Below are 23,295 nucleotides of genomic sequence, written 5' to 3'. Positions count from 1 at the left end.
TCATGAGTGTGCCGCGGCACGGTACAGTCCGTGAGCGGCAATGTAGTGCTGCACAGAAGACGGCAGCAAAAAATCGATAGACTGGCCCGCCTGACACAACGCACGAATGTGCGTGGCCGAGATAGCCAGCGGTGTTTGTTGCATAAAACTAATCTGCCCCGCCGGCCCCGCCAGCGCGGCAGGACTCGACACCGTTCGGGCAGCGAGTAAATCTTTCAGCGCCTCGGGTAATTCCACCGACTGATCTGGGCGCTGCAGCACCAATAGGTGTGCAAGTTCGAGCAAGCTTTGCCAGCGATGCCACGTGGGCAAGCCACAAAAAGCATCCCAGCCCAGCAATAAAATCAGCTGCACCTCGCCACCCAACTCGGCACGCAACGAGAGCAAGGTGTCAACGGTGTACGACGGCGCATCGCGTTCTAGTTCACGCGCATCGGCAAACAGACCTGCCACATCAGCAATCGCCAACTGCACCATTGCCAAGCGTTGCTCGGCATTGGCGCCCGGCACAGCGCGATGCGGTGGCCGCGCGCTCGGAATCAAGCGCACCTGATCCAACCCCAGCGCATCACGCACCTCGAGCGCAGCGCGCAGGTGGCCATGATGGATCGGGTCAAAGGTGCCGCCGAGCAGGCCGATGCGCTGGGTCATTAGCCGCGCGTCTGTCCGCTGCCAATGACCACATACTTCTCGCTGGTCAAACCTTCTAAGCCGACGGGGCCACGCGCGTGGATTTTGTCGGTAGAAATACCAATCTCGGCGCCCAAGCCGTACTCAAAGCCATCGGCAAAGCAGGTCGGCGCATTGACCATCACCGAGCTGGAGTCGACCTCGGCCATAAATGCGCGCGACTGGTTCAAGTTATCGGTCACGATCGCGTCGGTGTGGTGTGAGCCGTAATGGTTGATGTGCTCAATGGCTTGCGCCATGTCATCCACTACGCGAATGGCCAAGATCGGCGCCAAATACTCGGTCGCCCAATCTTCGTCGCTGGCCGCTTGGCAACTGATCAGCTGCTGGCTGCGCTCACAGCCACGCAGCTCGACGCCGTGCTCAGCAAAGCGCGCCGCCATCGCCGGCAAAAAGGCGTCGGCAATCGCTTGATCAACCAGCAAGGTTTCCATCGCACCACAAATGCCGTAGCGATAACACTTGGCGTTGAAAGCAACCTCTTGCGCCATGACCAAATCAGCGGCCGCACTGACATACACGTGGCAAATGCCATCCAAGTGCTTGATGACTGGCACGCGGGCATCACGGGAGATTCGCTCGATCAGCCCCTTGCCGCCGCGCGGCACGATGACATCGACAAACTCCGGCATGCTGATCAGCGCGCCAACCGCCTCGCGATCGGTGGTCTCAACCACTTGCACCGCTGCCGCCGGCAAACCAGCCTCGGCTAGCCCTTGCTGAATACACACGGCAATCGCTTGATTGGAGTGAATCGCCTCGGAGCCGCCGCGCAAAATCGTTGCATTGCCAGACTTTAAGCACAGGCTGGCGGCATCAATGGTCACGTTGGGGCGCGACTCATAAATAATCCCGATGACGCCCAGCGGGACGCGCATACGCCCGATCTGCAAACCCGACGGGCGGTAGGTCATGTCGCGAATAGTACCGACCGGATCCGGCAGCGTGGCGACTTGGCGTAGCCCCTCGATCATGCCGTCGATACGCGCCGGCGTTAGCGCCAAACGATCCAGCAAAGCCGCATCCAAACCGTTGGCGCGGCCGTTTTCGAGGTCTTTAGCGTTGGCCGCCGCCAGCTCAGGGCGTGCAGCATCCAGCGCCGCAGCCGCGGCCAGCAAGGCTTGGTTCTTTTGTGCCGTACTGGCTTGCGCCACCACACGGGCGGCGGCACGGGCAGCACGACCTAGGCTATGCATGTAGGCGAGGACAGACTCAGTCATGGGGCTTCCCAAGAGCATTCAGCGAAACGGCTGAGTATACCTAGCCTACAGGGTGCTTTTCGAGCGTCGCCGCGAAATCAGCGGCCTTGCCGTGCAAACACGTACAACAAGTTTGGCTCGCTGATCACGTACAAGTTGCCCGCAGTGTCCATGCTGACACCCTCGGCTTGTGGTATCGATTGACTTAACCCCGCCTGCCCTCGACGCAACGACAAGCTGCTTTGCGGACGCCCAGCCTGATCCACCTCCACCAACAATTGCGACTCATCCGACAGCAACAACAGATTGCCGCTAAGCGAATCAACATGCAGCCCTGACAAGTCGCGCACAAACAAACGGCGATCACGCTCGGCATCACCCTCAATCGCCACGTTGCCCGCGGCCATATCGGGAAAGCCCTGCACATAAAAAAGCTGCTTAGGATCACGCTCTTTGGCCACCCACAGCCGCTGCTGCGACTCGTCCCAGCCAAGGCCCTCAAACCCTTTGTTGCCGTTACGCCCTAAACCCAATGTCAGCTGTGGCAAATCCGCCACATCGAGACTCGCCGGCAACTGGTCGATATCCAGTGAGTACAAACGCTGCAGACGCTCATCCGCCACCACCAGCCGATGCTCACCCGCCAAGGTCAAAGCCTCCGCATCGCCCATGCCGTTAAGCTCAATGCGCTGCAACACTTCGCCTTGTAGCGACAACCGCAACAGCTGTGCAGGACGATCAATCAAGGCCCACAACTGCTGCCGCTGTGGGTCGTACTGCACATCCGACAAGCCTTCTACATCAGGCAGCGCCACGCCATCGAGCACGACCTGATAGTCATTCAACCAAACACCGGTGCCCACAGGAGACGAACCCTGCCACCACGTATTTAAGCTAAACCAGCTATGGGTTAACCACGGCAATTCGCCCGCACGGACCGCGCCCCAGCTACCTAGCATCAGCAGCAAGGCCAACACACCGGCTTGCACACCTCGTTTATTAGCAACACTTACAACCCTCGTTTGCACGACTGCACCTCTGCTCAAACTGATAGGCAGCCAGCCTATGCACGCCGCATGACGCTTGCGTGAAAGCACTGCCAAAGGTTACTTCCGACCACAACGCCAGCGGACAAGTTCCCAAGCGCGCCCGCGACGCCCCTTGCACCCAAAAAAGGTTGGGTGAACAAGGGCAAGCCTGCGCCGTAACGTGACCCACTCATAAGAACGATAACGCGCTGGCCACTGCCGCCAGCCGCGCGCCCCAGGGAACTCCGGATGTTGCATTATCAGCTCGACTTCAACCCGCAGCGCTTGAGCGAAGCGCCCGAGCAACTGCTGATCGGGCCATGGCAAGTGCATTACCAAGCCTTCGCACGAGACGCCGCCGACCAGCGCGCGCCAGTGCTATTGCTTGGTGGGGCGTTCCAAAGCTTTCGCTCGTTCGCCAGCGAAATTGAAACGCTGCTTGATGAGCATCCGGTGCTGTTGATCGATCTGCCATCACAGGGGTGTAACGAACAACAAGCCCCTGATTTAACCCTGGAAGACTTGGCCGACTTACTCAATGCCAGCTTGGCTGCGCTGGACGTGACCCACGTCAAGGCGGTGGGCTTGTCTTACGGCTCGGCCTTGGCCGCCCTGTTTGCCGTGCGTCACCCTGCGCGTTGCGAGCGCTTACTGTTGGCTGGCGTCACCCAGTTTGGTCGCGATGGTTCGCGGCGCCTGCTCGAGCAAGCCCTCGCCTTGCTGGAGCGTGGCGAGCTGGAGGCTTTTGCCAACGGTGCGCTGGCTGGGCTGATTAATCATCTCGCCCTTGCGCAAACGGATGTCAGCGCGGGATTTCGCAAGGCCTTACATCGACAGATTTTGCGCATGGACGACTCCGCGCAGCAGCGTTACCGGCAAAACAGCCACCGCTTATTGAGCTTTCAAGGCTTTAGCGGCTACCCGCAATGCCCCACGCTGGTGTTTACCGGCGAGTACGACCACTTCACCCAACCGTGGGAAAACGCCGCCTTTGCCGCCAACTGCGCGCAAGCCGAAGCCTACTTGATCCACAAGGCCGATCATTTGGCGCAATTTGAACAGCGCGATGCTTGCCTGAGCCTATACGGCCCCTTTCTGCATGGTCTGCCTGTCAGCGCCCAAGCACCGCACACCTCACGCATCAACCTAGCCTCACTCGACGGACTGGAGCGCCGCCAAGAACCGCACATCACCACAGCGCTGACGGCAGAGTTAAGCCATCCGACACTTGGCGTTTTTAACGCACAGTTTGCGCAGATTAACTATTTTGGCGGCCTACTCCGCGCCGAACTTCCGCCTTGCGCGGCCACGCTCGATTGGACATTGCGCTGCCCAGCGTTGGGCGAGCAAAGCCTTGCCTTGATTCGCCCCGACGCGCACGGCGCCACCTTTGTGTTTACCCACTTAAACCCTGAGACTGACGCACAACTACAACGCTGGCTCAGCACCCAGCATACTGAAGCGGCCTTGCGCGCCAGCGCTTAGGCCGCCGCCCAACGCCAATCAGCAGCGCGCCTCGACAATTCGTACCAAGCTGGCCAACGGCCCGCGCGGCAAGCCCAAGGCTGCCGGTTGTTGGTCGGGATTCAACACCTGCACCGCTCGGAAACCACACGTCTTACCGGCCTCAGCAATCGCCGCCTCGGTCTGGTAATGCAAGGGATAGCCACCGCGCGTGAGCTTGCCTATCAACCAGACACCCCAGCGTAACTGTCGGTAACGCGGGTGCTCCGTCAGGTCTGGATACAGCTCCGTCAGGTAGGTTGCCGCGGGAAACGCCTGTAATTGCTGCGCCAATGCGCGCCAAAAACGCTCCACCACAGGCCGCTCGAAGTAATTCAGCAGGCCCTCGGTAATCACCACTACAGGCTTGCTGCGATCAAGACCGGCGAACAACGCGCTCAAACTCAACTCGCCGCTGTCGGCCAAGATATCCACCGCCTCGACGCGGTGGCGTGGCCCCAGCCAGCCCTGCACTCGCAGCAGTTCGCGCTTACTGCTGGCCATCTCCGGCAGGTCGGCCTCCACGTAAGTCAGCTGCGGGTATTGCTTGCGCATCCGCCGCCCACGCGGCGACAAGCCGCAAGCAATTTCAACCACTTGCGTAACCCCGTCACGCGCGATGGTCTGCTCCAGTCGGGCATCGATCAACAAATGCCGTTGCAGCAAAAAACGCTCGATGTCCAAACCAAAAAAACGCCGCGCACCCCACGTCACCGGCCGCAACACGCGATGCGCAAAGCGGCCAAAGTCACTGGCGAACGGCGCCTCGCTCAAGCCATGGCGAAACCAGACAAAGCCGGTGTAATGCGCACTGGGGGAGATGTGCGCGCTCTCGCGTCGTGAGGTAGCGGGCAACGGAATACTGGGCATGGACGGGTCCGGCTTTTTGTTATGATCGCCCAGCCTATGCCCCTGCCGATGGCCACACAATCGCCATCGCCGTGCGCCCAACCTTGGTTTGCCCACCGCCACCGCGAAGACGACCCGACCACCATGAGTTTTGACGCCGTCATCAGCCTGCTCACGCTTCACCCGATATGGCTCGGGCTAGCAATTTTTTTAATTGCCTGCCTTGAATGCTTGGCCGTGGCCGGCGTGCTTATTCCGGGGGTCGTGCTGCTGTTTGCGGCCAGTAGCTTGGCCGGTGCCGGCGCGCTTAGTTTACCCAGCGCCTTGGGCTTGGCCTACGCCGGCGCCTTGCTTGGCGATGCGCTGTCGTTTGCTTTAGGGCGTTACTTTCATCAAGACATTCGCCGCCTAAAGCCCTTTCGCCAGCACCCTGAGTGGATCAGCCATGCCGAGCGCTTCTTTGCCCGCTACGGCATGCTGAGCTTATTAATTGGCCGCTTTATTGGCCCTTTGCGCCCGATGCTGCCGATGATTGCTGGCATGCTGGACATGCCCCGCATGCACTTCATCTTCGTCAGCCTGCTCGCCGCCGCCGGCTGGGCCGTGGCGTATATCACACCGGGCTGGCTGACCGGCGCCGCCATGCAGTTGGACATCCCGCAGGCGGTATGGTGGCAGGCGGGAGCAAGCACGTTGCTGTTGTGCTCACCGCTGGCGATAGGGATTGGCCTTGGCGCGCGCAACTACCGCCACAGCGCGGCAGTGACGGCATTGGCCAGCGCCTTGTGCTTGATCGTGTTACTGGTTAGTCGCAAGCACTTTGCTGAGCTAGATAGCTTCGTCTTACAGGCTTTGCCAGCACTGCAGAGTGCAATGCTTGCGCGCGGTGCAGGTTTTGTCGTGGCGATGCTCGATGTCCCTGCACTGCTCGCCGGCTTAGCTGCTTTATGTCTGGCGTTGTGCGCTGGCCGCGCACCGTTGCCGGCGCTGTTTATTGTCTGCGCAGGGCTAATCAGTACTGGGATACAAGCGCTGCTTGGCCTCACCCTTGCGCCACCGGTGTTAAGCGCAACGCACGTCGCGCTCACCCTGGCCTTAATGGTGCCGCTCACGCTCGGCGTGTTACTCGGGCGTCGTTTACCGGCGCGGGCGCGTCTTGCTTGGCTTGCCACGCTCAGCTTAGTGGCCATGCCGCTATTGCTTGCGCCGCTCTATGCTGGCGATTGGCAAACCGTTAGCGCGCCGCTGAGCGAAGTCCACGCGGTCGCGCTAATCGCCTGCACGGGCGTGGCCAGCAGCCAAGCGCTACTGCAATGGCGCACGCCCTTGCCAGCGCTGAAAGGCTCGACGCTATGCATCGGCTTAGTCGGCTTGGTGCTGGGAATAGCCGCAGGCGTGACAACGGGTTAGATCGGGCTGCTGCGCTAGTGCTGCATCCAGGCGATGAGTTCCTCAATGCGCGCCAAGCGCTCGGCGGCATGGTTCAGCGACAGCAGTTCTAGCTTGTGCTCTTGCTCTAGGGGTAACAAGTACGCCAAAGCGTAACTCAACGCCTGTTGCGAATCGGCCACGCTGGGCATGCCCAAAGCCTTGACGCTCGGGTGCTCAGCCAAGGCCTGCATGATCGCCGCCAACTCGGTGTGTTCGCGCTGCAACGGCAGGGGCTCTTCTTCGCTGAGCCAATCGACCTGCGCTTGATTCAAGTTGGCCGCATTGACCTCGGTGTCGCGCACAATAAAGCGCCGCACGCCTTGCACGGTAATGCCCAGCAAACCGTTGTCACGCTGATCAAAGTCGATGATGCGCGCCTCGCAGCCCAGCGCAGCAAAGCGCACCGTCGCGCTTGCGCTGCTGGGCGCTTCCGCGCCTGCCATCAGACTGACCACACCAAAGCCTGCACCATCGCGCAAGCAGCGGCTGACCATATCCAAGTAGCGGGCTTCAAAGATCTGCAAACTCAAGCGCATGCCCGGGAATAACACGGTGTTAAGCGGAAATAACGGCAGCCAAAGAGTCATACCCACAATGCCACCAACAACGGCAACAGCACCGCTGTGCTCACGCCCATCAAACTCATGGCGAGGGCGGAGAAGCCGCCGCATTCCTCGCCTTCTTGCAGCGCGCGAGCCGTGCCGATGGCGTGCGAGGTCAGCCCCAAGGCCAAACCTTGTGCGGCCGGATGCGTAATGCCACAACGGCGCAAAAACTCAGGCCCCAACAACACCCCGATAATGCCGGTGATAATCACAAACACAGCGGCCAGCGCCGCCACGCCGCCGATTTGCTCGGCCACCAACATGGCGATTGGCGAGGTGACCGACTTAGGCGCCAAAGTCAGTAACAGCCAAGACTCCAAGCCCAACCACCAAGCCAGCAGCACGCCCAGCACCGTTGCCACGCTGCCCGCCACTAACAAGGTGACCACCGTGGGCAGCAAGAGCTGGCGCACGCGGCGCAGGTTCAAAAATAGTGGCACCGCCAGCGCCACCGTCGCCGGCCCCAAGAGCAGGGTCAGCAGCTCACTGCTGGCGGCATAGCGCGCATAGGGGATTTGCAATAGCCACAGCACCAAGCTCAGCAAACACACGCACACCAGCATGGGCTGCAAAAATACCCAACGGGTTTTCTCGTACAGCGCCAGCGCCAGCTGATACAAGCCCAGCGTTAGCCCCAAACCAAACAACGGATGTTCACTCACCGCCAACCATGCGCCAGCCCAATCAGTCATGGCGGTGCTCCTTGGCGTGCTTTAAGCGCTGTTGCCGCTCGATCAGGCGCTGCATCAAAAAACCGCTGAACCATAACGACAGCACCAGCGACAACGACAACACAAACGCCAACGCCAGCAAGTCATCGGCCAGTTGCTCGGCATACAAAATCACCCCTGCCGACGGCGGCACGAGCAGCAAGGGCAAGTACCGCAGCAAAGCACTGGCACCCTCGTTAATCGCCGGACTCACTTCGCCATTGAGTAACAGCCAAGCAAACAACAACAGCAAGCCAATAATCGGCCCCGGCAACATCGGCAGCAGCAACACCTGCAAGGCGCTGCCCAAAAGTTGAAACAAAACCAGTGCTGTAATACCGCGTAGCAACATCGTCAAACCTCGCTAAACCGAGCTCGATTATGGCAGTAAGCAGCGCCCTGCTGATAACTAAACATTTGACCACGCTTTGCCGCTTGACCCCTCTGCGCGAGCATGGTTTCTTAACCCGAAGGGTTGGCGCCAAGACGGCAGCCAGACAATAAAAACAATCGCAGTAAAACCCGCCATGGAGGAATTATGGCACTCGTACCCGTTACCGAATTGACCAGTTATATCGGCAAAGAACTCGGCACATCCGAGTGGATGACCATCGAGCAAAGCCGCATCGATATGTTTGCCGAGTGCACCGGCGACCACCAGTTCATTCACGTTGACCCCGTCAAAGCCAAGCACACACCTTTTGGCGGCACCATCGCCCACGGCTTTTTGAGCCTGTCGTTGATCCCCGTATTGATGGAAGGCCTGATGATCATGCCGGAAGGCCTGAAGATGGCCGTCAACTACGGCCTCGACAGCGTGCGTTTTGTCCAGCCAGTGCGTGAAGGCTCCCGCGTGCGCTTAAAAGTCAGCATCACTGACGTCACCGAGAAAAATCCGGGACAGTGGCTGATCAAAGCCCGCGCCGAGATGGAAATTGAAGGTCAGGCCAAGCCTGCCTATATCGCCGAGCCGTTGACCCTCTGCTTTGTGTGATGCCCCCTGGCTGCCGGTTCGCCGGCAGCCCATACCCCGCCGCCCAGAACTCAGATTGGCGCACCGCAAAATCGCACCGATGGCTTATGCTTAAAACAACCAGCTTGGTTGAAGGCAGCCAACACGCTGGTTAGGGCATAAGCCTGCCTAACGCCACGGCGGAGAACTGCATGCATCACACCCCCACTCGCGTATTACTGGCCGGCGCCACCGGCCTGACGGGCGAGCACCTGCTCGACCGCCTGCTGGCTGTGCCCGCCATGCAGCAAGTCATCGCGCCGACACGGCGACCACTGGCCAAGCACAGCAAGCTACTTAACCCAGTGGGCGATTTAGCCGCGCAGTTAGCTGCATTACCCACACAGGATCACCCGCCCTTAGAAGCCGCCTTCTGCTGCCTGGGCACCACCATCAAGCAAGCCGGCAGCCAAGAGGCTTTTCGCGTTGTGGATTACGATTTGCCACTGGCCGTGGGCGCGGCCGCCAAAGCCATGGGCGCTCGCCATTACATTGTGATCAGCGCGCTGGGTGCCTCGGCCCGCTCGCGGGTGTTTTACAACCGCGTTAAAGGCGAACTGGAAGACGCGCTGCAAGCCCAAGGCTGGGAGCAACTGACCATCGTGCGCCCCAGCTTATTGCTGGGCGAACGCCGCGAGCAGCGCCTTGGCGAGCAACTCGCCGCGCCCCTGATGCGCTTAGTGCCGGGTAAGTGGCGCGGGATTGAAGCCTCTGTGCTGGCGCGCGCCATGTGGCGTCTCGCCTTAGAAGAAGGCCAAGGCGTGCGCTTTATTGAGTCCGACCAACTGCGCCACTTGGGTAAGGATTAACTGACCCAATGCACAGCACCGATTAACCGCCGCAAGAACCACAGCAGGTAGGCTTGGTCGCCTTGCGCAACAAGCCAGCCAACTCGTCTTTACGCTGCACGCGCTCGGTCTTTAGCTCGGTCAACGCCGCATCATCCAGCAGCTCGACACCGTCTTCGATGCGGCAAATCTGCTTATCAAGCGCCTCGTACTCACCGGCTAAACGAGCAAAGTGCTGATCATTAGCGCGTAATGCCTGTAACTCGGCACGCAGCTCTGGAAAGTCATTGATCAAGGGGTGATGTTCAACGTGCATGGGTTTTCCTCCGACTGGGTTTAGAGGCACTATGCAGAGCACTCAACGCGCAGGCATTGATGCGTATCAAGCGACAGCGCAATTGAGCACCGCACACAAACGCCCAACATAATAAAACCAAGGAGTGCCCCATGAGTTTTTTGAGTGAATTCAAAGCCTTCGCCGTTAAAGGCAACGTGGTCGATATGGCTGTCGGCATCATCATCGGCGCGGCGTTCGGCAAAATTGTTTCATCGTTCGTTGGCGATGTGGTGATGCCGCCGCTGGGTATTTTGATTGGTGGTGTCGACTTTTCTGATCTCGCCATCGTGCTCAAGGCCGCCGAAGGCGATCTGCCGGCGGTGATGCTGAGTTACGGCAAGTTCATCCAAACCGTTATCGACTTCACCATCGTTGCCTTCGCCATCTTTCTGGGCGTGAAAGCCATCAACCGCTTGAAACAAGAAGAAGAGGCCGCTCCCGCCGCCCCGCCAGCCCCCAGCGCCGAACAACAGTTGCTGAGCGAAATTCGCGACTTACTCAAAGCCAAGCAGTAAGCCTCGGGCGCGACACACAGGGCTGAGGTACAATCGCCAGCCCTGTGTTGAACCCTTGTCGCCATGTCCAGCCTGCCCCGTTTAATCACCCCGTTTGCTGAGCTTGCCCTCGCGCGCATGCCGCTCAAGCGCGACGACACCTTGCAAGCCTTTGATGCCGCCGATGCTTATCTGCTGGAGCAATTGCACAGCTTGCAACTGCCCGCCGCTAGCCGCGTACTGATCCTTAACGACAGTTTTGGTGCTCTGGCGTTATCGCTGGCCGAGCACTTTAGCGTCACCTCCAGCGGCGATTCGTATTTGGCCGAGCAGGGGCTACGGCACAACCAAACACTGAACCAGCAAGCGGCCGAGCGCGTGAACTTTGTTCCTGCTTGCGAGCGCTGGCAGGGCCCGTTTGCCGCCGTGCTGATCCGCATTCCCAAAACACTGAGTTTGCTAGAAGAACAATTGATTCGCCTGCACGGGCATCTGGCCCCGCAAGGCGTGGTGATTGCCGGCGCCATGCTGAAACACTTGCCGCGCTCAGCCGGTGACTTGCTGGAGCGTTACATCGGCCCGGTACAGGCCAGTCTGGCGCAGAAGAAGGCGCGTTTACTCACCGCCACGCTGCAGCACGGCGGGCCGTTTATTTCGCCGTACCCCAGCCGTTATGCGCTGGACGAGTACAACCTTGAGCTGCGCAATCACGCCAACGTTTTCAGTCGCGATAGCCTCGACATCGGCAGTCGCGCGTTTTTACCGCACCTACCGCACGACTTAGGCGACGCTCACGTCGCTGACTTAGGCTGCGGCAATGGGGTGCTGGCGCTGGTGTGCGCACAGCACAACCCGCACGCGCAGTTCAGCCTGTTTGATGAGTCGTACATGGCGGTGCAATCCGCCGCCGAGAACTGGCGTAATGCTTTTGGCCCACGAGCGGCCCACTTCATCGTCGGCGATGGTTTAGCCGATGCGCCCGCAGCCAGCTTGGATGCTGTGCTGTGCAATCCACCGTTCCATCAACAACAGGTGGTCGGCGATCACTTGGCACTGCGCATGTTTAGCCAAGCGCATCGCGCCCTCAAAGCCGGCGGCAGTTTATGGCTGGTGGGCAACCGCCACTTGGGCTATCACGCCAAGCTTAAGCGTCAGTTTCGCGAGGTCCGCTTGGTCGCCAGCACGCCCAAATTCGTCATCTTGCAAGCGCGCAAATAAGGAGCCCCGATGCAGATTACCGACCAAGCCGGTTACGGCTACCGCGATACGTCTTTTCAAGCCGCGGGCGGCGAGGCGGGCATTACGCAGTTGGTGCGCGACTTTTATCAGATCATGGATGCGCAAGCTCCCAAGATCAGCCAGATGCACCCGGCAGATCGTGACGTCACGATCGATAAGCTGGCCAAATTTCTGTGTGGCTGGCTGGGCGGGCCACGCTTGTTTAGCGAGCACTACGGGCCAATCAGCATTCCGCAAGCCCACGCCCACCTCAGCATTGGCATTGCCGAGCGCGATGCGTGGCTGGCCTGTATGCAACAAGCCATTGCCCAGCAGCCTTATGCGGCCGACTTTGCTGACTACCTGCTGGCACAACTGCGGATTCCCGCCGAACGGGTTTATCAGGTCAGCCAGTAGCCCGTGAATCAGCACGCACATCGTCAAGTAATCGCAGCAAAGGCGGTGCGTAACAGCTAAGCTCAGGCAAACACCTCAAGGACACCCGCGCATGCTGCACATCGGACTGATCGGCGACTACAACGCCAGCGTAACCGCGCACCAAGCGATACCTACCGCGCTCACGATGGCGGCCGACAGTTTGGGCCTGATGGTCAGTTTTGAGTGGGTGCCGACACTACTGATTAACGACGAAGAACGGCTCAAGCGCTTTCACGGTTTGTGGTGTGTACCGGGCAGCCCTTATGACAACACCGAGGGCGCCCTGCTCGCCATTCATCACGCGCGCCTGCACAAGGTACCGTTCTTAGGTACTTGCGGTGGTTTTCAGCATGCGCTGCTGGAGTACGCGCGCCATCACCTTGGCTGGGCCGATGTCGAACACGCCGAACTCAACCCTAAAGGCCGCCAACTGCTGATCAGCCCTTTAAGTTGCGAGCTGGTGAATGTCAGCGACGAAATTCATCTCGTCGCCGGCACCCACCTTGCCCACGCTTATGGTCAACTGGAGTGCCACGAAAGCTATCAATGTCGTTACGGGCTGAACCCTGCGATGCAAGAACAGTTGCTGCAACCGCCCTTGCGCATCGCCGCCGTAGACCAGCACGGCGAAGTCCGTGGCATTGAGCTGCAAGAGCACCCCTTCTTTGTCGCCACCTTGTTTCAACCCGAGCGCGCGGCCCTCAAAGGGATCGTGCCGCCAATCGTCAAAGGCTTCTTAACCGCCTGCGCGAAAAAGCTCGGCGCTAGCCCAAGCACCGCCCGCACCGCTTAAGGGCGTGGCCCCTGCGGCGGTCTGGGTGGGCGCGGCGCATCCTCAAGCTCGGCCTTGCTCACAAAGCCATCGCCGTCTTTATCCAGCATCACGAAGAGTTTTTCTGGTGTTTGTACCGGTGGTGCAAACTGCAAGAACTCACGCTCGCTCAGACGGCCATCGCCGTCCACATCCATCTGTTTAAAGTCTAATTTCGGCGGCGGTTGGTGGCGCCCTTCCCGTGATGATGAAGGCCCAGAGCAGCCCAGCAGCAACACCGAAACCCCCAGCAGCAATAACGATTGCGATGACAGCATTGTTTCCCCTCAGTGCTCAGCACGCCCACACAACGCCATAACGCAGGCGGCTGCGGCCGTGATGGTGAGATTAAAAACGGCTTGCCGGCCACCTGACGGTGACGGGCAAGCCTAAGTTCGAGCAGGTCGATGGTTGCTCGTTAACGTGGATTACGCAGTGGTGCGCACCAACCCGCCTTCGGGGGCGGTTTGCGCGAAAATATCTTTGATCGCGCTCAAGGTCGTTGCTTGCTCATCGGCCGACAGATCGCCGCTGTAATAGCTGTTGAGCAGTTCATTGAGCGACTGCAGCATGTCGTCGGTAATCTCCAGCCCCTGCGAGGTCGAAGGTGGCGGGGGAGGAGGATTACCTCCCCGTTTCCCCTCCTCAACCCCTGCCAGATCGCCAACCGCTTTGGCATCAAAGCCTAACGAAGCCATGAGCTTTTCCATCTCACGCCCCGGCTGGATGCCCGCACTGCTAAAGGTTTCCACGATGGACTGAGCATCGCTGGCGGAGAGCTGCTCAGGGTCGAAATTGCTTAATGTTTCCTCGATCAACTGACGTTGCTCGGTAGATAACGAGGGTGCCGCATTGCTTCTTTGCACGGCACCTGAAGTCATTGAGGCCGCACCGGATACGCTATTAATCATGTCACCACCTCCTTGCTTGAACTGAAGCTCAGACTAGCGCGGGGCGGCCGCGAGATTGTGAAGACAGTAAGGAATCGAGCACCGGCAGAATGACTAGGCGCTCGGCGCTTGAAACACATAGCCCAAGCCATACACCGCACGAATCACGTCTTGCTCTGGCAGGTGATGTTGAATCTTTTTGCGCAGGTTTTTTACGTGGGTATCCACCGTGCGCTCGGAGACCAAACGGTAATCGTCGTAGATCACATTGAGTAGATCATCCCGCGCAATCACCACCTGCGGGTGGTTGATAAAGTAATGCAGCAGGCGAAACTCAACTCGCGTTAAGCCCAAAGGCTGACCGTGCAAGTTAATGCTCATCATGGCCGTATCCACATGAAACACCGCCTCGCTGGCGGCGATCGGCGTTGAGGACACCTCGACACGCCGCAGGATGGTTTTCACCCGCGCGACCATCTCCCGCAAGCTGTAAGGCTTGCACACGTAATCGTCGGCGCCTTGCTCTAAGCCTTGCAGCCGACTGGCCTCCTCGACCCGGGCGGTGGCCATGATGATGGGCACCTGACACTGCTGGCGGATCATCCGACACAAGGCCAAACCATCAACACCGGGCAGCATGACGTCCAAAATCAGCAAATCCGCGGTGTGCTCGGCAAGCCAATCCAGCACCTGATCGCCGCGCGACAAGAGCACCGTGGCAAACCCTGCGGCCGCCAAATACTCCGCCAGCAGCTGCGCCAATTTAGGCTCGTCTTCGACAATCAGAATCCGTTTTGCCGTATCACTCATCGTCGCCACCTCGTCTTAAGCGCTAGACCGTGCGCCGCCTTTAGGCAGCGTGATGCAGATCTGCAAACCGCCCAAGGCGCTCGGCGCGGCAACAATGCTGCCGCCATGCGCCTCAATAATGGTTTTGCAAATCGACAAGCCCAACCCCGAACCACCGGCAAGCCGGCTACGTGAACTGTCCACGCGGTACAAGCGGTCAAAAATCTTGTCGATATCCGCCGCTGGTACCGCCGGTGCGCTATCGCTAATCACCAACCGCACCTGATCGGCCGTGGCGCTCAGATGCACTCTCACTTCGCCGCCGGGATCGGTATAGCGGGCGCTGTTGTGTAACAGATTATTCAGCACCTGACTTAAGCGCCGAGCATCGGCGCGCACCCAGCAAGATGACGCGCCATCGGCCTGCACGCTAAGGCGCAACTGCTGCGCGGCCATTCGCGGGGTAAACAAGACCCCATGCGACTGCACTAGCGCGTGTAAATCCACGCTGGCCCACGTCAGCGCCAGCGCCCCCTGATCAGCCAAGGACAATTGATGGAGATCTTCAATCAGCACGCCTAACGCGCGCAGGTCCGCGTACAAGGCCGCAATACGTTCGGGGGTGGGCTGGCGGATACCGTCTTGCAGCGCCTCGACCTCCGCACTGATCACCGCAATCGGGGTACGCAGCTCGTGGGAGATATCGGCCAGCCATTGGCGGCGACGCTGATCATCGCGCCCGAGTGCCTGCGCCATGGCGTTGAAATGCTGCGCCAAGTCCGCCAACTCATCCTGCCCGCTGACACTCACCCGCGCTTGATAATTGCCCAGCGCCACTTGTTGCGCGCCTTGTGCCACACGCCGGATCGGCCGCACAAACCACTGCGCCCAAACCACCGCCAACAACAACGCCAAACCCAACACCAGCAAAGCGGCCCAACCGGCACTGGCACGTTGCTGCTGGATAAAATTACTGGCCAGCTCATCTTGCTCAACCACCATCGGCAAAAACGCCAGCCAACCGACCACCGCGCCCTGCACCTGAATCGGCAACCACTGTGTCGGCGTGCCGGGCTTGGGGCCGAAGAGTGGCTCACGCGCGGCATCCGTCACACTAAGACGCAGCGCCAGCGGCCGCAGCGTTTTGCTGGGCTCGTTATCGTTCGGCGGCGGGCGGCGCGCGGCACCCGGTGGCGGCGGGCGACGCGGCGGCTTGGCGGGGGCGGCAATACCAGCTTGCTCGAGCAATTGCGGCCAGCGCGCAGACGGCCCCGCCCGCTCGGCAGACTCACGCAGCCAATCCCAGTCACCTTCGCGGCGATAGCTACTGACCAAGGCATCGCGCAGCAGCGTGACGCGCGCCAGCTCAGCCTGTTGGATATACGCCGCGAAGCCTTGCTGAAACGACCAGTTGACGACGACCAAGATGACCGCGACCGCCAACAGCAAGGTCAGCAGCACACTGAGCAATAATTTAACGAAGATGGTTAAGCGCACGGACATTTCACTGAGCAGGCAGACGGCCGAAGACTAAAAACGCTGCAGCTTAGCGCACAACTGTGGAGACATTGTGTGCGCCTCACACGACAGCTCGCCTTTACCGGCTGAGCGTGCGCCAGCCACAGGCTTGATCGTTAGTGGGCTGGGCTCTCAAGCCCACCGAGCGCGCGCCAGACTGCGGCCGCCAACGCATCACGGTACGCACTCGGCGATGTACTCACCCGCCCTGACAACCAAGCTCGGCAGTAATTTTCTGCTGGCCCAACAATCAGTGAGGCGATCAGCTCCTTGGGTAAGTCCTGCAAAAGCTCCGCGCCGTGCACACTCAAGCGCTCGCGCAGCTGTTGATTGCGTGTGCGGTTGCGCGCCAGCAGCTCATCCTGCAATGGGCCTTTGCTCACGGCAAAACGCGCCAAAAATTGAAATCTGGCCCAATCCGGCTGCGCACTGACCCAATCGACATAACTGTGCACTAGTGCGTGCACCACCTGCTCAAGGGTGTCGGCCTTGGCCAAGTAGGCTTCACGCAGCGCCGCCTGATCATCCAAGGCGGTAAAAAACAGCGCCGCCACTAAGCCTTCTTTATTACCAAAGTGGTGATAAATCGCGCCAACGCTGGCATCGCACTGCGCACGCACCTGCTCAATGGTGGTGGCCTCAATGCCGTGCTGGTTAAAGCACGCCAAGGCCGTGCGCAAAATCGTGCGTTTAAGTTCCGCGCGGCGGCTGGGGTAGCACCGCTGCAGTAAATCCGTTGTTTGTTCCATGCTCAATCACGCCCAAGCCAGAGTTTCCGCGCACTGTATTACCAGCCACAGCCCAGTGGAATCTTGACACACTCCGCACAAGCAGAATATTGTTCTTTTACAGAATATTATTCTGCAAATTCACAAGCAACGGAGCCCACCATGAGCCAGATTCTTAAAATGTATGAAAGCGCCGGCGCAGAAGCCTTCAGCAAAATGGCCTGCCAGATGGCCCCTTACTTCAGCACCATCAACCCACTCATCAGCGAACTGCGCCAAGGCGCGGCCACCGTGCAGGTGCCGTTTTGCCGCGAAATCACCAACCACCTCGGCACGGTGCACGCCATTGCTATGTGCAATGCCGCCGAGCTAGCTGCCGGCACCATGACTAACGTGTCGATTCCCGAAGGCGGCCGCTGGATACCGAAAGGCATGACCGTGGAATACTTAGCCAAAGCCAAAACGGATCTCACCGCCGTTGCCGACGCTAGCGCGATTGATTGGCTCAGCGCCGGCGATAAAGTGGTGCCCGTCACCATCACCGATACCGCCGGTGTCGCCGTGTTCAGTGCGCGCATCACCATGAATGTAAAGCTGGCCTAACGCACCCTCGCTGATCTTGCGGGGTCGCCTTGCTCGCCGGCTGACCGGCGCGCAGGCGGGCAAGCTACCGGCATAGGACAACGCCACCGGCCCCACGCGGCGCCGGCGTATACTGCCCAGCCCTGCCCGCTGCCGAGCCTGCTATGTCGAGCGCTTTGATCACCGACCTTCGCCACCGCCCCACGCATCGTCGGGTGTGGGCGTTGGCGGGGCCTATGTTGTTGTCCAACCTCACCGTGCCCTTAGTCGCGCTGGTGGATACCGCCGTGGTGGGCCATTTACCGCACGACTACCAACTCGCCGCCGTGGCGGTTGGCGGCAGCTTGTACACGCTACTGGTGTGGGCCATGGGCTTTTTGCGCATGGGTACCACAGGCTTTGCCGCGCAAGCCTGCGGCCGTCAAGATGGTTCCGCCTTGCGCACCCTGCTCGCCCAAGGCTTAGCCCTAGGGGCCGGACTTGGCCTGTTGTTGGCGCTTGCCCTATTGCCCCTGATGCCGTGGCTACTGAGCGTGATGAACCCCAGCGCCGCGCTCGACACGCTCGCGCGGGAATACCTGTCCCTGCGCCTTCTCGGGTTACCGGCCGCGCTGTGCAGCTTCGCTCTGATTGGCTGGTTGCTGGGCACGCAAAACGCGCGCATTCCCTTGCTGATGCTGCTCACTAGCGCCCTACTCAATACCGGCTTAGACATTCTGTTTGTCTGGGGACTGGGCTTTGGTGTGGCCGGGGCGGCGTGGGCCTCGGTGATTGCCGAGTGGAGCGGCATGCTACTGGGCCTGTGTTTAGCCTTACCGACCTTACGTCCCTACACCGGCCAGCTGGATCACCGCCGCTTACTCCGCTGGTCGAGCTGGACGGCCTTGCTGGCGGTCAACCGCGATATTTTTATCCGCACCCTCGCCCTTGAAGTCGTGTTCTTGCTGCTCACCGTGTACGGCACTCGGCTGGGGGACGCCACCGTGGCCGCCAATGCGCTCCTGCTCAATGGGTTGCTGCTCACCGCCAACGCCTTGGATGGCCTAGCCCACGCCGTTGAGGCGTTGTGCGGCAAAGCTATCGGCCGCCAACAGCCGCGTGAGCTGTCGCGCACCTTGCGCGTAGCCAGTGCGTGGTCGCTGCTGTTCAGTGCCGGCTTGAGCCTTGGCTTCGCGCTGGCCGGCGAGCACTTTATTGACCTGCAAACCAACCTGCCCGCTGTGCGCGCCATCGCCCTCGTCCATCTGCCTTATTTGGCGGCACTGCCGCTGATTGCGGTGACCAGCTACGTGCTTGATGGCTTGTTTGTCGGTGCTACGCGGGCACGCGAGATGCGCAACGCCATGCTGATCGCCCTCGCCTTGTATCTGCCGCTGTCATGGCCCTTGATTGAGCTGGGCAATCACGGTTTATGGGCGGGGTTTTTGCTCTTTATGGCGATGCGTAGTCTACTTTTATTAGCAATGGCATGGCGCATCACTCGCTCGCCAAAGGGCTTTTGCTAAATTCCACTAAGGTCTTATGTATGCAGTCTCCAGCCCCTCACCCAGAAGAAGTCGCTCGTCAGGCAAGCTTGAACGAGCTAGACGTTCTGGATACACCATCAGATCCCTATTTCGACAGTATCGTCACGCTGGCTAAAAATATATTCGGCGTGCAAACCGCGCTCATTTCGCTGGTAGATCAAAACCGTCAATGGTTTAAGGCCAGAGTAGGGCTTGATTGCATTGAAACCGATCGGGATGTGTCGTTCTGCGGGCACGCCATTTTACAAAACCAATGCCTGATTATTGAAGACACGCTCAACGATCAACGTTTTTTTGATAATCCACTGGTTACCCAAGCCCCCTTTATCCGCTTTTATGCGGGGGTACCTTTGGTATTTCTAGATCAACCCATTGGCACTTTGTGCCTTATTGATCCGACGCCACAAAAGCTCAGTGAAAAGCAACTCTTAAACCTTAAACACCTAGCTAATTTGGCCGAAGGGTTATTACGTTTGCATCACAAAAATGTGCAGACAAAACGCTTGCGCACAGCTCTTAATCGCGAGCACCGCCAAACCTTGCTTGACCCCTTAACGCAACTGTGGAACCGCCGCGGCCTAGATGAGCAATGGGATGCACTTCAAGTTACCAGCAAAGCCTGTAACCAACACTTAGGCGCCATTCTGATGGACCTAGACCACTTTAAGCGCGTCAATGATGAGCTCGGGCATCTAGCTGGTGACCGAGTGCTATGGGCTGTAGCACGACGCTTAACCGCCAACATCAGGCCTGATGACTTGCTGATTCGCTTTGGTGGCGAGGAATTTCTCTTAATCACCCGCGTCAAGGACCAGCACGAACTTGAACTAATCGCCGAGCGTTTGCGTAGCAGCATCGCCAGCACGCCCGTTCACTTAATACCGCACAGCAGGCACATAACTCTCAGTCTTGGTGCCGCTCTAATGCTGCCAGATGAGCCCCAAGAATCACTGCTAACCCGCGCCGACTCAGCCCTTTATGAGGCCAAAGCTAATGGCCGCAATCGCGCTTACAGCGCTCCCTCGACGCACGAAGCATAAATCTTTGTCGCTCGCAAACCATACCCACAGCGCCAGCATTGCGCTTTTGCTGGGCTTATTGCTGTGGGAGCAGCACTTATTTCGCCCAAGCCTGAGCGCCGCTCAGGCACGGCGTTTGGTTTGGGTTGATTTGGCCTACGGCGCCAGCGCGGGGCTGGTCTTGCTCACCGGCGCCATCCGTGTGATGTGGCTGGGGAAAGGCTGGCAGTACTACCTGTACAACGGTTGGTTGCAAAGCAAGATGCTGATCTTTGTGCTGATCAGCATGCTCTCGCTGCTGCCTACGCTGACTTTTCTTAACTGGCGCGCGCAACTACAAGCGCAACAAGCACCGACCATCAGCGCCCGCAGCGTTTTCTGGGTGACATGGGTAATTCGCGGCGAGCTGGTGCTGCTGGCGGTGATGGCACTACTGGCCACGCGCATCGCACGCGGCTAATAGGTGAGCTTACGCGGCGCTCATCAGTCGCCAGTGATCCAGCACATGCAGGGCGTGAGCTAGGGCGTATTCCTGTTTATCCAGCGCGCCGTAGGCAAAATGCGGCTGCAGCGGACCTTGCCACGCCACAAATTGATCCAACGCGGTGATTAAACGGTTGAAGGCTTGAGCTTCTGCCTCGCCAGCCTGCAGCGCTGGTGCGCTGGGGATTGGCTCATCGAGGCCATGGCGCATCGCGCCGCGCGCGCCGAACACGGCAAACGCCGCTGGCCCAATGCTGCCACGAAACCAGGCGGGCTTCAGTTCAGGAAACCCCTGCATGGAAAACTCAATGCTCTGCGCCAAGTGCTGCCACAGCTCACTCAGGCTCCACGCGCCGCTGTAAGCCAGCGCCTGCTCACGGGTGGCGAGCAAGCGCTCACGCACCGCAGCAAGACTCAACTGCGCACTGGGCAGCGCAGGCCCCAAAGTCTGCCAGACGCCCGCACCAGCACCCACAAAGCCGGCCGCGGCGGCCAACAACAAACGACGTCGATTCACAGACCAGTCCTCATCCCTTGCGCCCTGCGTGGGCATTGATGGTTATGCATTGGCATCACTGCGCAGGCGCTGACGAAACGCCAAGTAATGCTCGAGTACCGCTTCGGGCGCTTCAACCTGCGGATAATGCCCGATGCGTTCCAGCAGCACGGTATCAGGATTGGGGATCAGCTCGCGATAGCGCGCCACCATATGCGCCCCTGAGATCGGGTCCACCGCGCCATCAATCACCCGCAGCGGTACCGCGGTTTGCTGCATCGCCCGTACCCAGCGCTCACGGTGCACGCGGCGCTCGGGCATATAGCGCATCAAACGGTGCAAACCGGCACGGCCATTGTTGTGCTCCAGCATCTGCCAGAACACGTCCAGCTCATCCTCACGCGGCGGCGTGTCGGGGCCAAAAATGCGCTGGAAGTTTTGCTTGAGTTTTTCTCTCGCAAACAAACGCCCGATCAACGCACCCAGCGGGCTGAGCAGCAGTTTCTGCACCAGCACCGGCTTATGGGTTTCCGGAAACAGGCCGCCATTGAGAAACACCAAGCTGGCCAAGGGCGCGGCCAACACGCCGTCTTGGTGACGCGCGAGCAACTCCTGCGCCACGCTGTCCCCGTAATCATGCGCCAGCACATGCAGCGGTTGATTGACCGCAAGCTCATCCAGCAGCGCCTCCTGCAAATCCGCCTGTTCGAGCAAGCTGTAAGCATGCCCGCGCGGTTTAGCCGAACGGCCAAAACCCAGTAAATCACAAGCGATCAAACGATAGCGCTGGGCCAAGGGTGCCCACAGGTAATGCCAGTCCCACGCCAAGGTCGGAAAGCCATGGATCAGCAGCAGCGGCTCACCGCTGCCTGCCGTCCAATAGGCAATGCGCTGGCCACGGAAGCTAAAGTGCTGCTCCGTGGCCAGCCAGTCGGCAAAGGGAATACCGTCTAGTGCCGCCGCCATCAGGTACGGAAGCTCGCGTCTTTGCTATCCAGCAAGCGCAGCAACGCCGGCCACGGCAACGCGCCGCCCATGCCTTGGCTGGTTTTCATCACGCCTGCGACCATCTGCTTGGCACCGGCCAAGATCGGCGCCGGAATCGTAACCAGCTCACCACCACCGCTCTGCGCCATGATTTGAATTTCACACGCGCGCTGGAAGGTAAACATCATCAAGAAGGTATCGGCGATGCTGCCGCCGACGGTCATCAAGCCGTGATTGCGCAGCAACATGAAATGGGTGTCGCCTAAGTCCGCTTGCAGACGTGCTTTTTCATCGTGATTCAGCGCCACCCCTTCGTACTCATGGGTGCTCAGGCTGGACAACACAAACAGCGATTGCTGCGACAGCGGCAACACGCCGCCTTTCTGCGCCGCCACGCCGACACCGGCAGCGGTGTGCGTGTGCAGCACACAAGCCACATCATGCCGCACTTCGTGCACGGCACTGTGAATGGTGTAGCCGGCGGGATTGATATCAAACGGGCTGTCCATCAGCTTGTTGCCGCTTAAATCGACTTTGACCAAGCTGCTGGCGGTAATCTCATGGAACATCAAGCCATAAGGATTGATCAAAAATTCATCACGACCGGGCACCTTGGCCGAAATATGGGTAAAAATCAGGTCATCCCAGCCGTAGTGGGCGATCAAGCGATAGCAAGCTGCCAAGTCCACGCGGGTTTGCCATTCTTCAGGGCTCACTTGGGCTTGTACGTTAAGCTCTTGCAGGGTTTGCGCTAGTGACACGGTACTATCCTCTTATTAGTGTTTTTGCCGGTATTTGGCCGGCAAAGTCAGCCGATCTCGGCGTGCCGGCTCCTAAGCTAAGCAGCCTTAACTGTCTCAGTGTAGAAACCCCCCTTACCGATGACTGTCACCGACTTGACACTGCCCTCGATTGATCAGCGCTGCGCCTACCTGCGCACCTACCGCTGGTTTGCCGAATTGCCCGCCGCCGCGCTAGAGCAGCTGGCCGGCATGGCGCGCATCCGCACCTTGGCCGACGGCCAATGCTTGCACCGCAAAGGCGACGCCGCCGACGGCCTATACGGCGTGCTCAGCGGCTGCATCAAGGTTAGGGATGGTCTGAAGTAGTCATGTATTTCTGGCTGACTTCAGCCCCTGCAGATTTTGAAAGCGGCGAATCGAT

29 protein-coding genes are annotated in these 23,295 nt (G+C 59.5%); 13 read left to right on the top strand and 16 right to left on the bottom strand.

Features of this window, described 5'->3' with window-relative positions:
• From nadD to MKI83_RS15130, 3 genes are all read right to left on the bottom strand, one after another.
• The gene (nadD, locus tag MKI83_RS15140; RefSeq protein WP_241588048.1) at positions 1-651 is read right to left on the bottom strand and encodes a nicotinate-nucleotide adenylyltransferase; all 651 of its coding nucleotides are present in this window, start codon (positions 649-651) and stop codon (positions 1-3) included.
• Positions 651-1,910, bottom strand: a complete 1,260-nt coding sequence (locus tag MKI83_RS15135; RefSeq protein ID WP_241588046.1) for a glutamate-5-semialdehyde dehydrogenase — start codon at positions 1,908-1,910, stop codon at positions 651-653. Before MKI83_RS15135 ends, nadD begins: the two co-directional genes overlap by 1 nt.
• Before the next feature lie 77 nt (positions 1,911-1,987).
• Positions 1,988-2,878, bottom strand: coding sequence for an SdiA-regulated domain-containing protein (locus MKI83_RS15130; RefSeq protein ID WP_241588044.1), 891 nt, complete (start codon positions 2,876-2,878; stop codon positions 1,988-1,990).
• Positions 2,879-3,169: 291 nt separating this feature from the next.
• Here MKI83_RS15130 and MKI83_RS15125 point away from each other — a divergent pair, with 291 nt between their 5' ends.
• Positions 3,170-4,402 (top strand): alpha/beta fold hydrolase, encoded by a 1,233-nt coding sequence (locus MKI83_RS15125; RefSeq protein ID WP_370867417.1) that lies wholly within the window; start codon positions 3,170-3,172, stop codon positions 4,400-4,402.
• 18 nt (positions 4,403-4,420) lie between these two features.
• Here MKI83_RS15125 and MKI83_RS15120 read toward each other — a convergent pair whose 3' ends face one another.
• Entirely contained in the window at positions 4,421-5,275 is an 855-nt protein-coding gene (locus MKI83_RS15120) for a class I SAM-dependent methyltransferase (RefSeq protein ID WP_370867416.1), read from the bottom strand.
• 51 nt (positions 5,276-5,326) lie between these two features.
• On the opposite strand from MKI83_RS15120, the gene MKI83_RS15115 reads away from it, so the two are divergent.
• On the top strand, positions 5,327-6,679 hold the full coding sequence (locus tag MKI83_RS15115) for a DedA family protein (RefSeq protein ID WP_241588038.1): 1,353 nt from the start codon (positions 5,327-5,329) through the stop codon (positions 6,677-6,679).
• Between the two features lie 14 nt (positions 6,680-6,693).
• On the opposite strand, the gene MKI83_RS15110 is transcribed toward MKI83_RS15115, so the two are convergent.
• From MKI83_RS15110 to MKI83_RS15100, 3 genes are read right to left on the bottom strand one after another with little or no spacing between them, the layout of a single operon-like run.
• Complete coding sequence (locus MKI83_RS15110) at positions 6,694-7,287, bottom strand: LON peptidase substrate-binding domain-containing protein (RefSeq protein WP_241588037.1); 594 nt, start codon at positions 7,285-7,287, stop codon at positions 6,694-6,696.
• Positions 7,284-7,997, bottom strand: coding sequence for an LrgB family protein (locus MKI83_RS15105; RefSeq protein WP_241588036.1), 714 nt, complete (start codon positions 7,995-7,997; stop codon positions 7,284-7,286). The genes MKI83_RS15110 and MKI83_RS15105 overlap by 4 nt, the downstream gene beginning before the upstream one ends.
• Positions 7,990-8,367, bottom strand: coding sequence for a CidA/LrgA family protein (locus MKI83_RS15100; protein WP_241588035.1), 378 nt, complete (start codon positions 8,365-8,367; stop codon positions 7,990-7,992). Before MKI83_RS15100 ends, MKI83_RS15105 begins: the two co-directional genes overlap by 8 nt.
• A 186-nt stretch (positions 8,368-8,553) precedes the next feature.
• Between MKI83_RS15100 and MKI83_RS15095 the strand changes: the two genes are divergently transcribed.
• Positions 8,554-9,009: a MaoC family dehydratase gene (locus MKI83_RS15095; protein ID WP_241588034.1), complete on the top strand. Its 456-nt coding sequence runs from the start codon at positions 8,554-8,556 to the stop codon at positions 9,007-9,009.
• Between the two features lie 170 nt (positions 9,010-9,179).
• Entirely contained in the window at positions 9,180-9,836 is a 657-nt protein-coding gene (locus tag MKI83_RS15090; RefSeq protein WP_241588033.1) for an oxidoreductase, read from the top strand.
• A 22-nt stretch (positions 9,837-9,858) separates the two neighbouring features.
• On the opposite strand, the gene MKI83_RS15085 is transcribed toward MKI83_RS15090, so the two are convergent.
• Positions 9,859-10,131: an HP1242/YdcH family protein gene (locus MKI83_RS15085; protein ID WP_241588032.1), complete on the bottom strand. Its 273-nt coding sequence runs from the start codon at positions 10,129-10,131 to the stop codon at positions 9,859-9,861.
• Positions 10,132-10,262: 131 nt separating this feature from the next.
• Here MKI83_RS15085 and mscL point away from each other — a divergent pair, with 131 nt between their 5' ends.
• The 4 genes from mscL (at position 10,263) to MKI83_RS15065 (ending at position 13,095) form a co-directional block, all read left to right on the top strand.
• On the top strand, positions 10,263-10,667 hold the full coding sequence (gene mscL / locus MKI83_RS15080; protein WP_241588031.1) for a large-conductance mechanosensitive channel protein MscL: 405 nt from the start codon (positions 10,263-10,265) through the stop codon (positions 10,665-10,667).
• 72 nt (positions 10,668-10,739) lie between these two features.
• Positions 10,740-11,864, top strand: coding sequence for a methyltransferase (locus MKI83_RS15075; protein WP_241588226.1), 1,125 nt, complete (start codon positions 10,740-10,742; stop codon positions 11,862-11,864).
• 9 nt (positions 11,865-11,873) lie between these two features.
• On the top strand, positions 11,874-12,281 hold the full coding sequence (locus tag MKI83_RS15070) for a group II truncated hemoglobin (RefSeq protein WP_241588030.1): 408 nt from the start codon (positions 11,874-11,876) through the stop codon (positions 12,279-12,281).
• Between the two features lie 91 nt (positions 12,282-12,372).
• Positions 12,373-13,095 carry a CTP synthase C-terminal region-related (seleno)protein gene (locus MKI83_RS15065; RefSeq protein ID WP_241588028.1) on the top strand — a complete coding sequence of 241 codons (723 nt, stop codon included), beginning with the start codon at positions 12,373-12,375 and terminating at the stop codon, positions 13,093-13,095.
• Here MKI83_RS15065 and MKI83_RS15060 read toward each other — a convergent pair.
• From MKI83_RS15060 to MKI83_RS15040, 5 genes are all read right to left on the bottom strand, one after another.
• Positions 13,092-13,391 carry an EF-hand domain-containing protein gene (locus tag MKI83_RS15060; protein WP_241588026.1) on the bottom strand — a complete coding sequence of 100 codons (300 nt, stop codon included), beginning with the start codon at positions 13,389-13,391 and terminating at the stop codon, positions 13,092-13,094. The two genes, MKI83_RS15065 and MKI83_RS15060, sit on opposite strands and share 4 nt — an antisense overlap.
• Before the next feature lie 150 nt (positions 13,392-13,541).
• Positions 13,542-14,024, bottom strand: coding sequence for a hypothetical protein (locus MKI83_RS15055; protein WP_241588024.1), 483 nt, complete (start codon positions 14,022-14,024; stop codon positions 13,542-13,544).
• 93 nt (positions 14,025-14,117) lie between these two features.
• Positions 14,118-14,813, bottom strand: coding sequence for a response regulator (locus MKI83_RS15050; protein ID WP_241588022.1), 696 nt, complete (start codon positions 14,811-14,813; stop codon positions 14,118-14,120).
• 15 nt (positions 14,814-14,828) lie between these two features.
• Entirely contained in the window at positions 14,829-16,289 is a 1,461-nt protein-coding gene (locus tag MKI83_RS15045) for an ATP-binding protein (protein ID WP_241588020.1), read from the bottom strand.
• A 137-nt stretch (positions 16,290-16,426) separates the two neighbouring features.
• Positions 16,427-17,059: a TetR/AcrR family transcriptional regulator gene (locus MKI83_RS15040; protein WP_241588019.1), complete on the bottom strand. Its 633-nt coding sequence runs from the start codon at positions 17,057-17,059 to the stop codon at positions 16,427-16,429.
• Positions 17,060-17,200: 141 nt separating this feature from the next.
• On the opposite strand from MKI83_RS15040, the gene MKI83_RS15035 reads away from it, so the two are divergent.
• The 4 genes from MKI83_RS15035 to MKI83_RS15020 all read left to right on the top strand — a co-directional run bounded on the left by MKI83_RS15035 (position 17,201) and on the right by MKI83_RS15020 (position 20,625).
• Entirely contained in the window at positions 17,201-17,641 is a 441-nt protein-coding gene (locus tag MKI83_RS15035; RefSeq protein WP_241588018.1) for a hotdog fold domain-containing protein, read from the top strand.
• Positions 17,642-17,784: 143 nt separating this feature from the next.
• Entirely contained in the window at positions 17,785-19,125 is a 1,341-nt protein-coding gene (locus MKI83_RS15030; protein ID WP_241588017.1) for an MATE family efflux transporter, read from the top strand.
• Entirely contained in the window at positions 19,089-20,186 is a 1,098-nt protein-coding gene (locus MKI83_RS15025) for a sensor domain-containing diguanylate cyclase (RefSeq protein WP_306423269.1), read from the top strand. Before MKI83_RS15030 ends, MKI83_RS15025 begins: the two co-directional genes overlap by 37 nt.
• 4 nt (positions 20,187-20,190) lie before the next feature.
• A complete protein-coding gene (locus MKI83_RS15020; RefSeq protein ID WP_241588016.1) occupies positions 20,191-20,625 on the top strand; it encodes a DUF2214 family protein in 435 nt (144 codons plus the stop codon).
• Positions 20,626-20,634: 9 nt separating this feature from the next.
• Here the strand turns inward: MKI83_RS15020 and MKI83_RS15015 are convergent, their stop codons facing one another.
• Genes MKI83_RS15015 through MKI83_RS15005 form a run of 3 tightly spaced genes read right to left on the bottom strand, consistent with a single transcriptional unit; the run spans position 20,635 to position 22,892 of the window.
• The gene (locus tag MKI83_RS15015) at positions 20,635-21,165 is read right to left on the bottom strand and encodes a DUF1569 domain-containing protein (RefSeq protein ID WP_241588015.1); all 531 of its coding nucleotides are present in this window, start codon (positions 21,163-21,165) and stop codon (positions 20,635-20,637) included.
• A gap of 42 nt (positions 21,166-21,207) precedes the next feature.
• Positions 21,208-22,110 carry an alpha/beta fold hydrolase gene (locus MKI83_RS15010; RefSeq protein ID WP_241588014.1) on the bottom strand — a complete coding sequence of 301 codons (903 nt, stop codon included), beginning with the start codon at positions 22,108-22,110 and terminating at the stop codon, positions 21,208-21,210.
• Entirely contained in the window at positions 22,110-22,892 is a 783-nt protein-coding gene (locus tag MKI83_RS15005; protein ID WP_370867408.1) for a class II aldolase/adducin family protein, read from the bottom strand. Before MKI83_RS15005 ends, MKI83_RS15010 begins: the two co-directional genes overlap by 1 nt.
• A gap of 120 nt (positions 22,893-23,012) precedes the next feature.
• Here MKI83_RS15005 and MKI83_RS15000 point away from each other — a divergent pair, with 120 nt between their 5' ends.
• Positions 23,013-23,240 (top strand): cyclic nucleotide-binding domain-containing protein, encoded by a 228-nt coding sequence (locus tag MKI83_RS15000; protein WP_241588012.1) that lies wholly within the window; start codon positions 23,013-23,015, stop codon positions 23,238-23,240.
• The last annotated feature ends 55 nt before the right edge of the window (positions 23,241-23,295 follow it).

Source organism: Atopomonas sediminilitoris (genome assembly GCF_022601735.1).
Classification (GTDB): Bacteria; Pseudomonadota; Gammaproteobacteria; order Pseudomonadales; family Pseudomonadaceae; genus Atopomonas; species Atopomonas sediminilitoris.
This window is presented reverse-complemented; position numbering and strand designations above follow the sequence as displayed.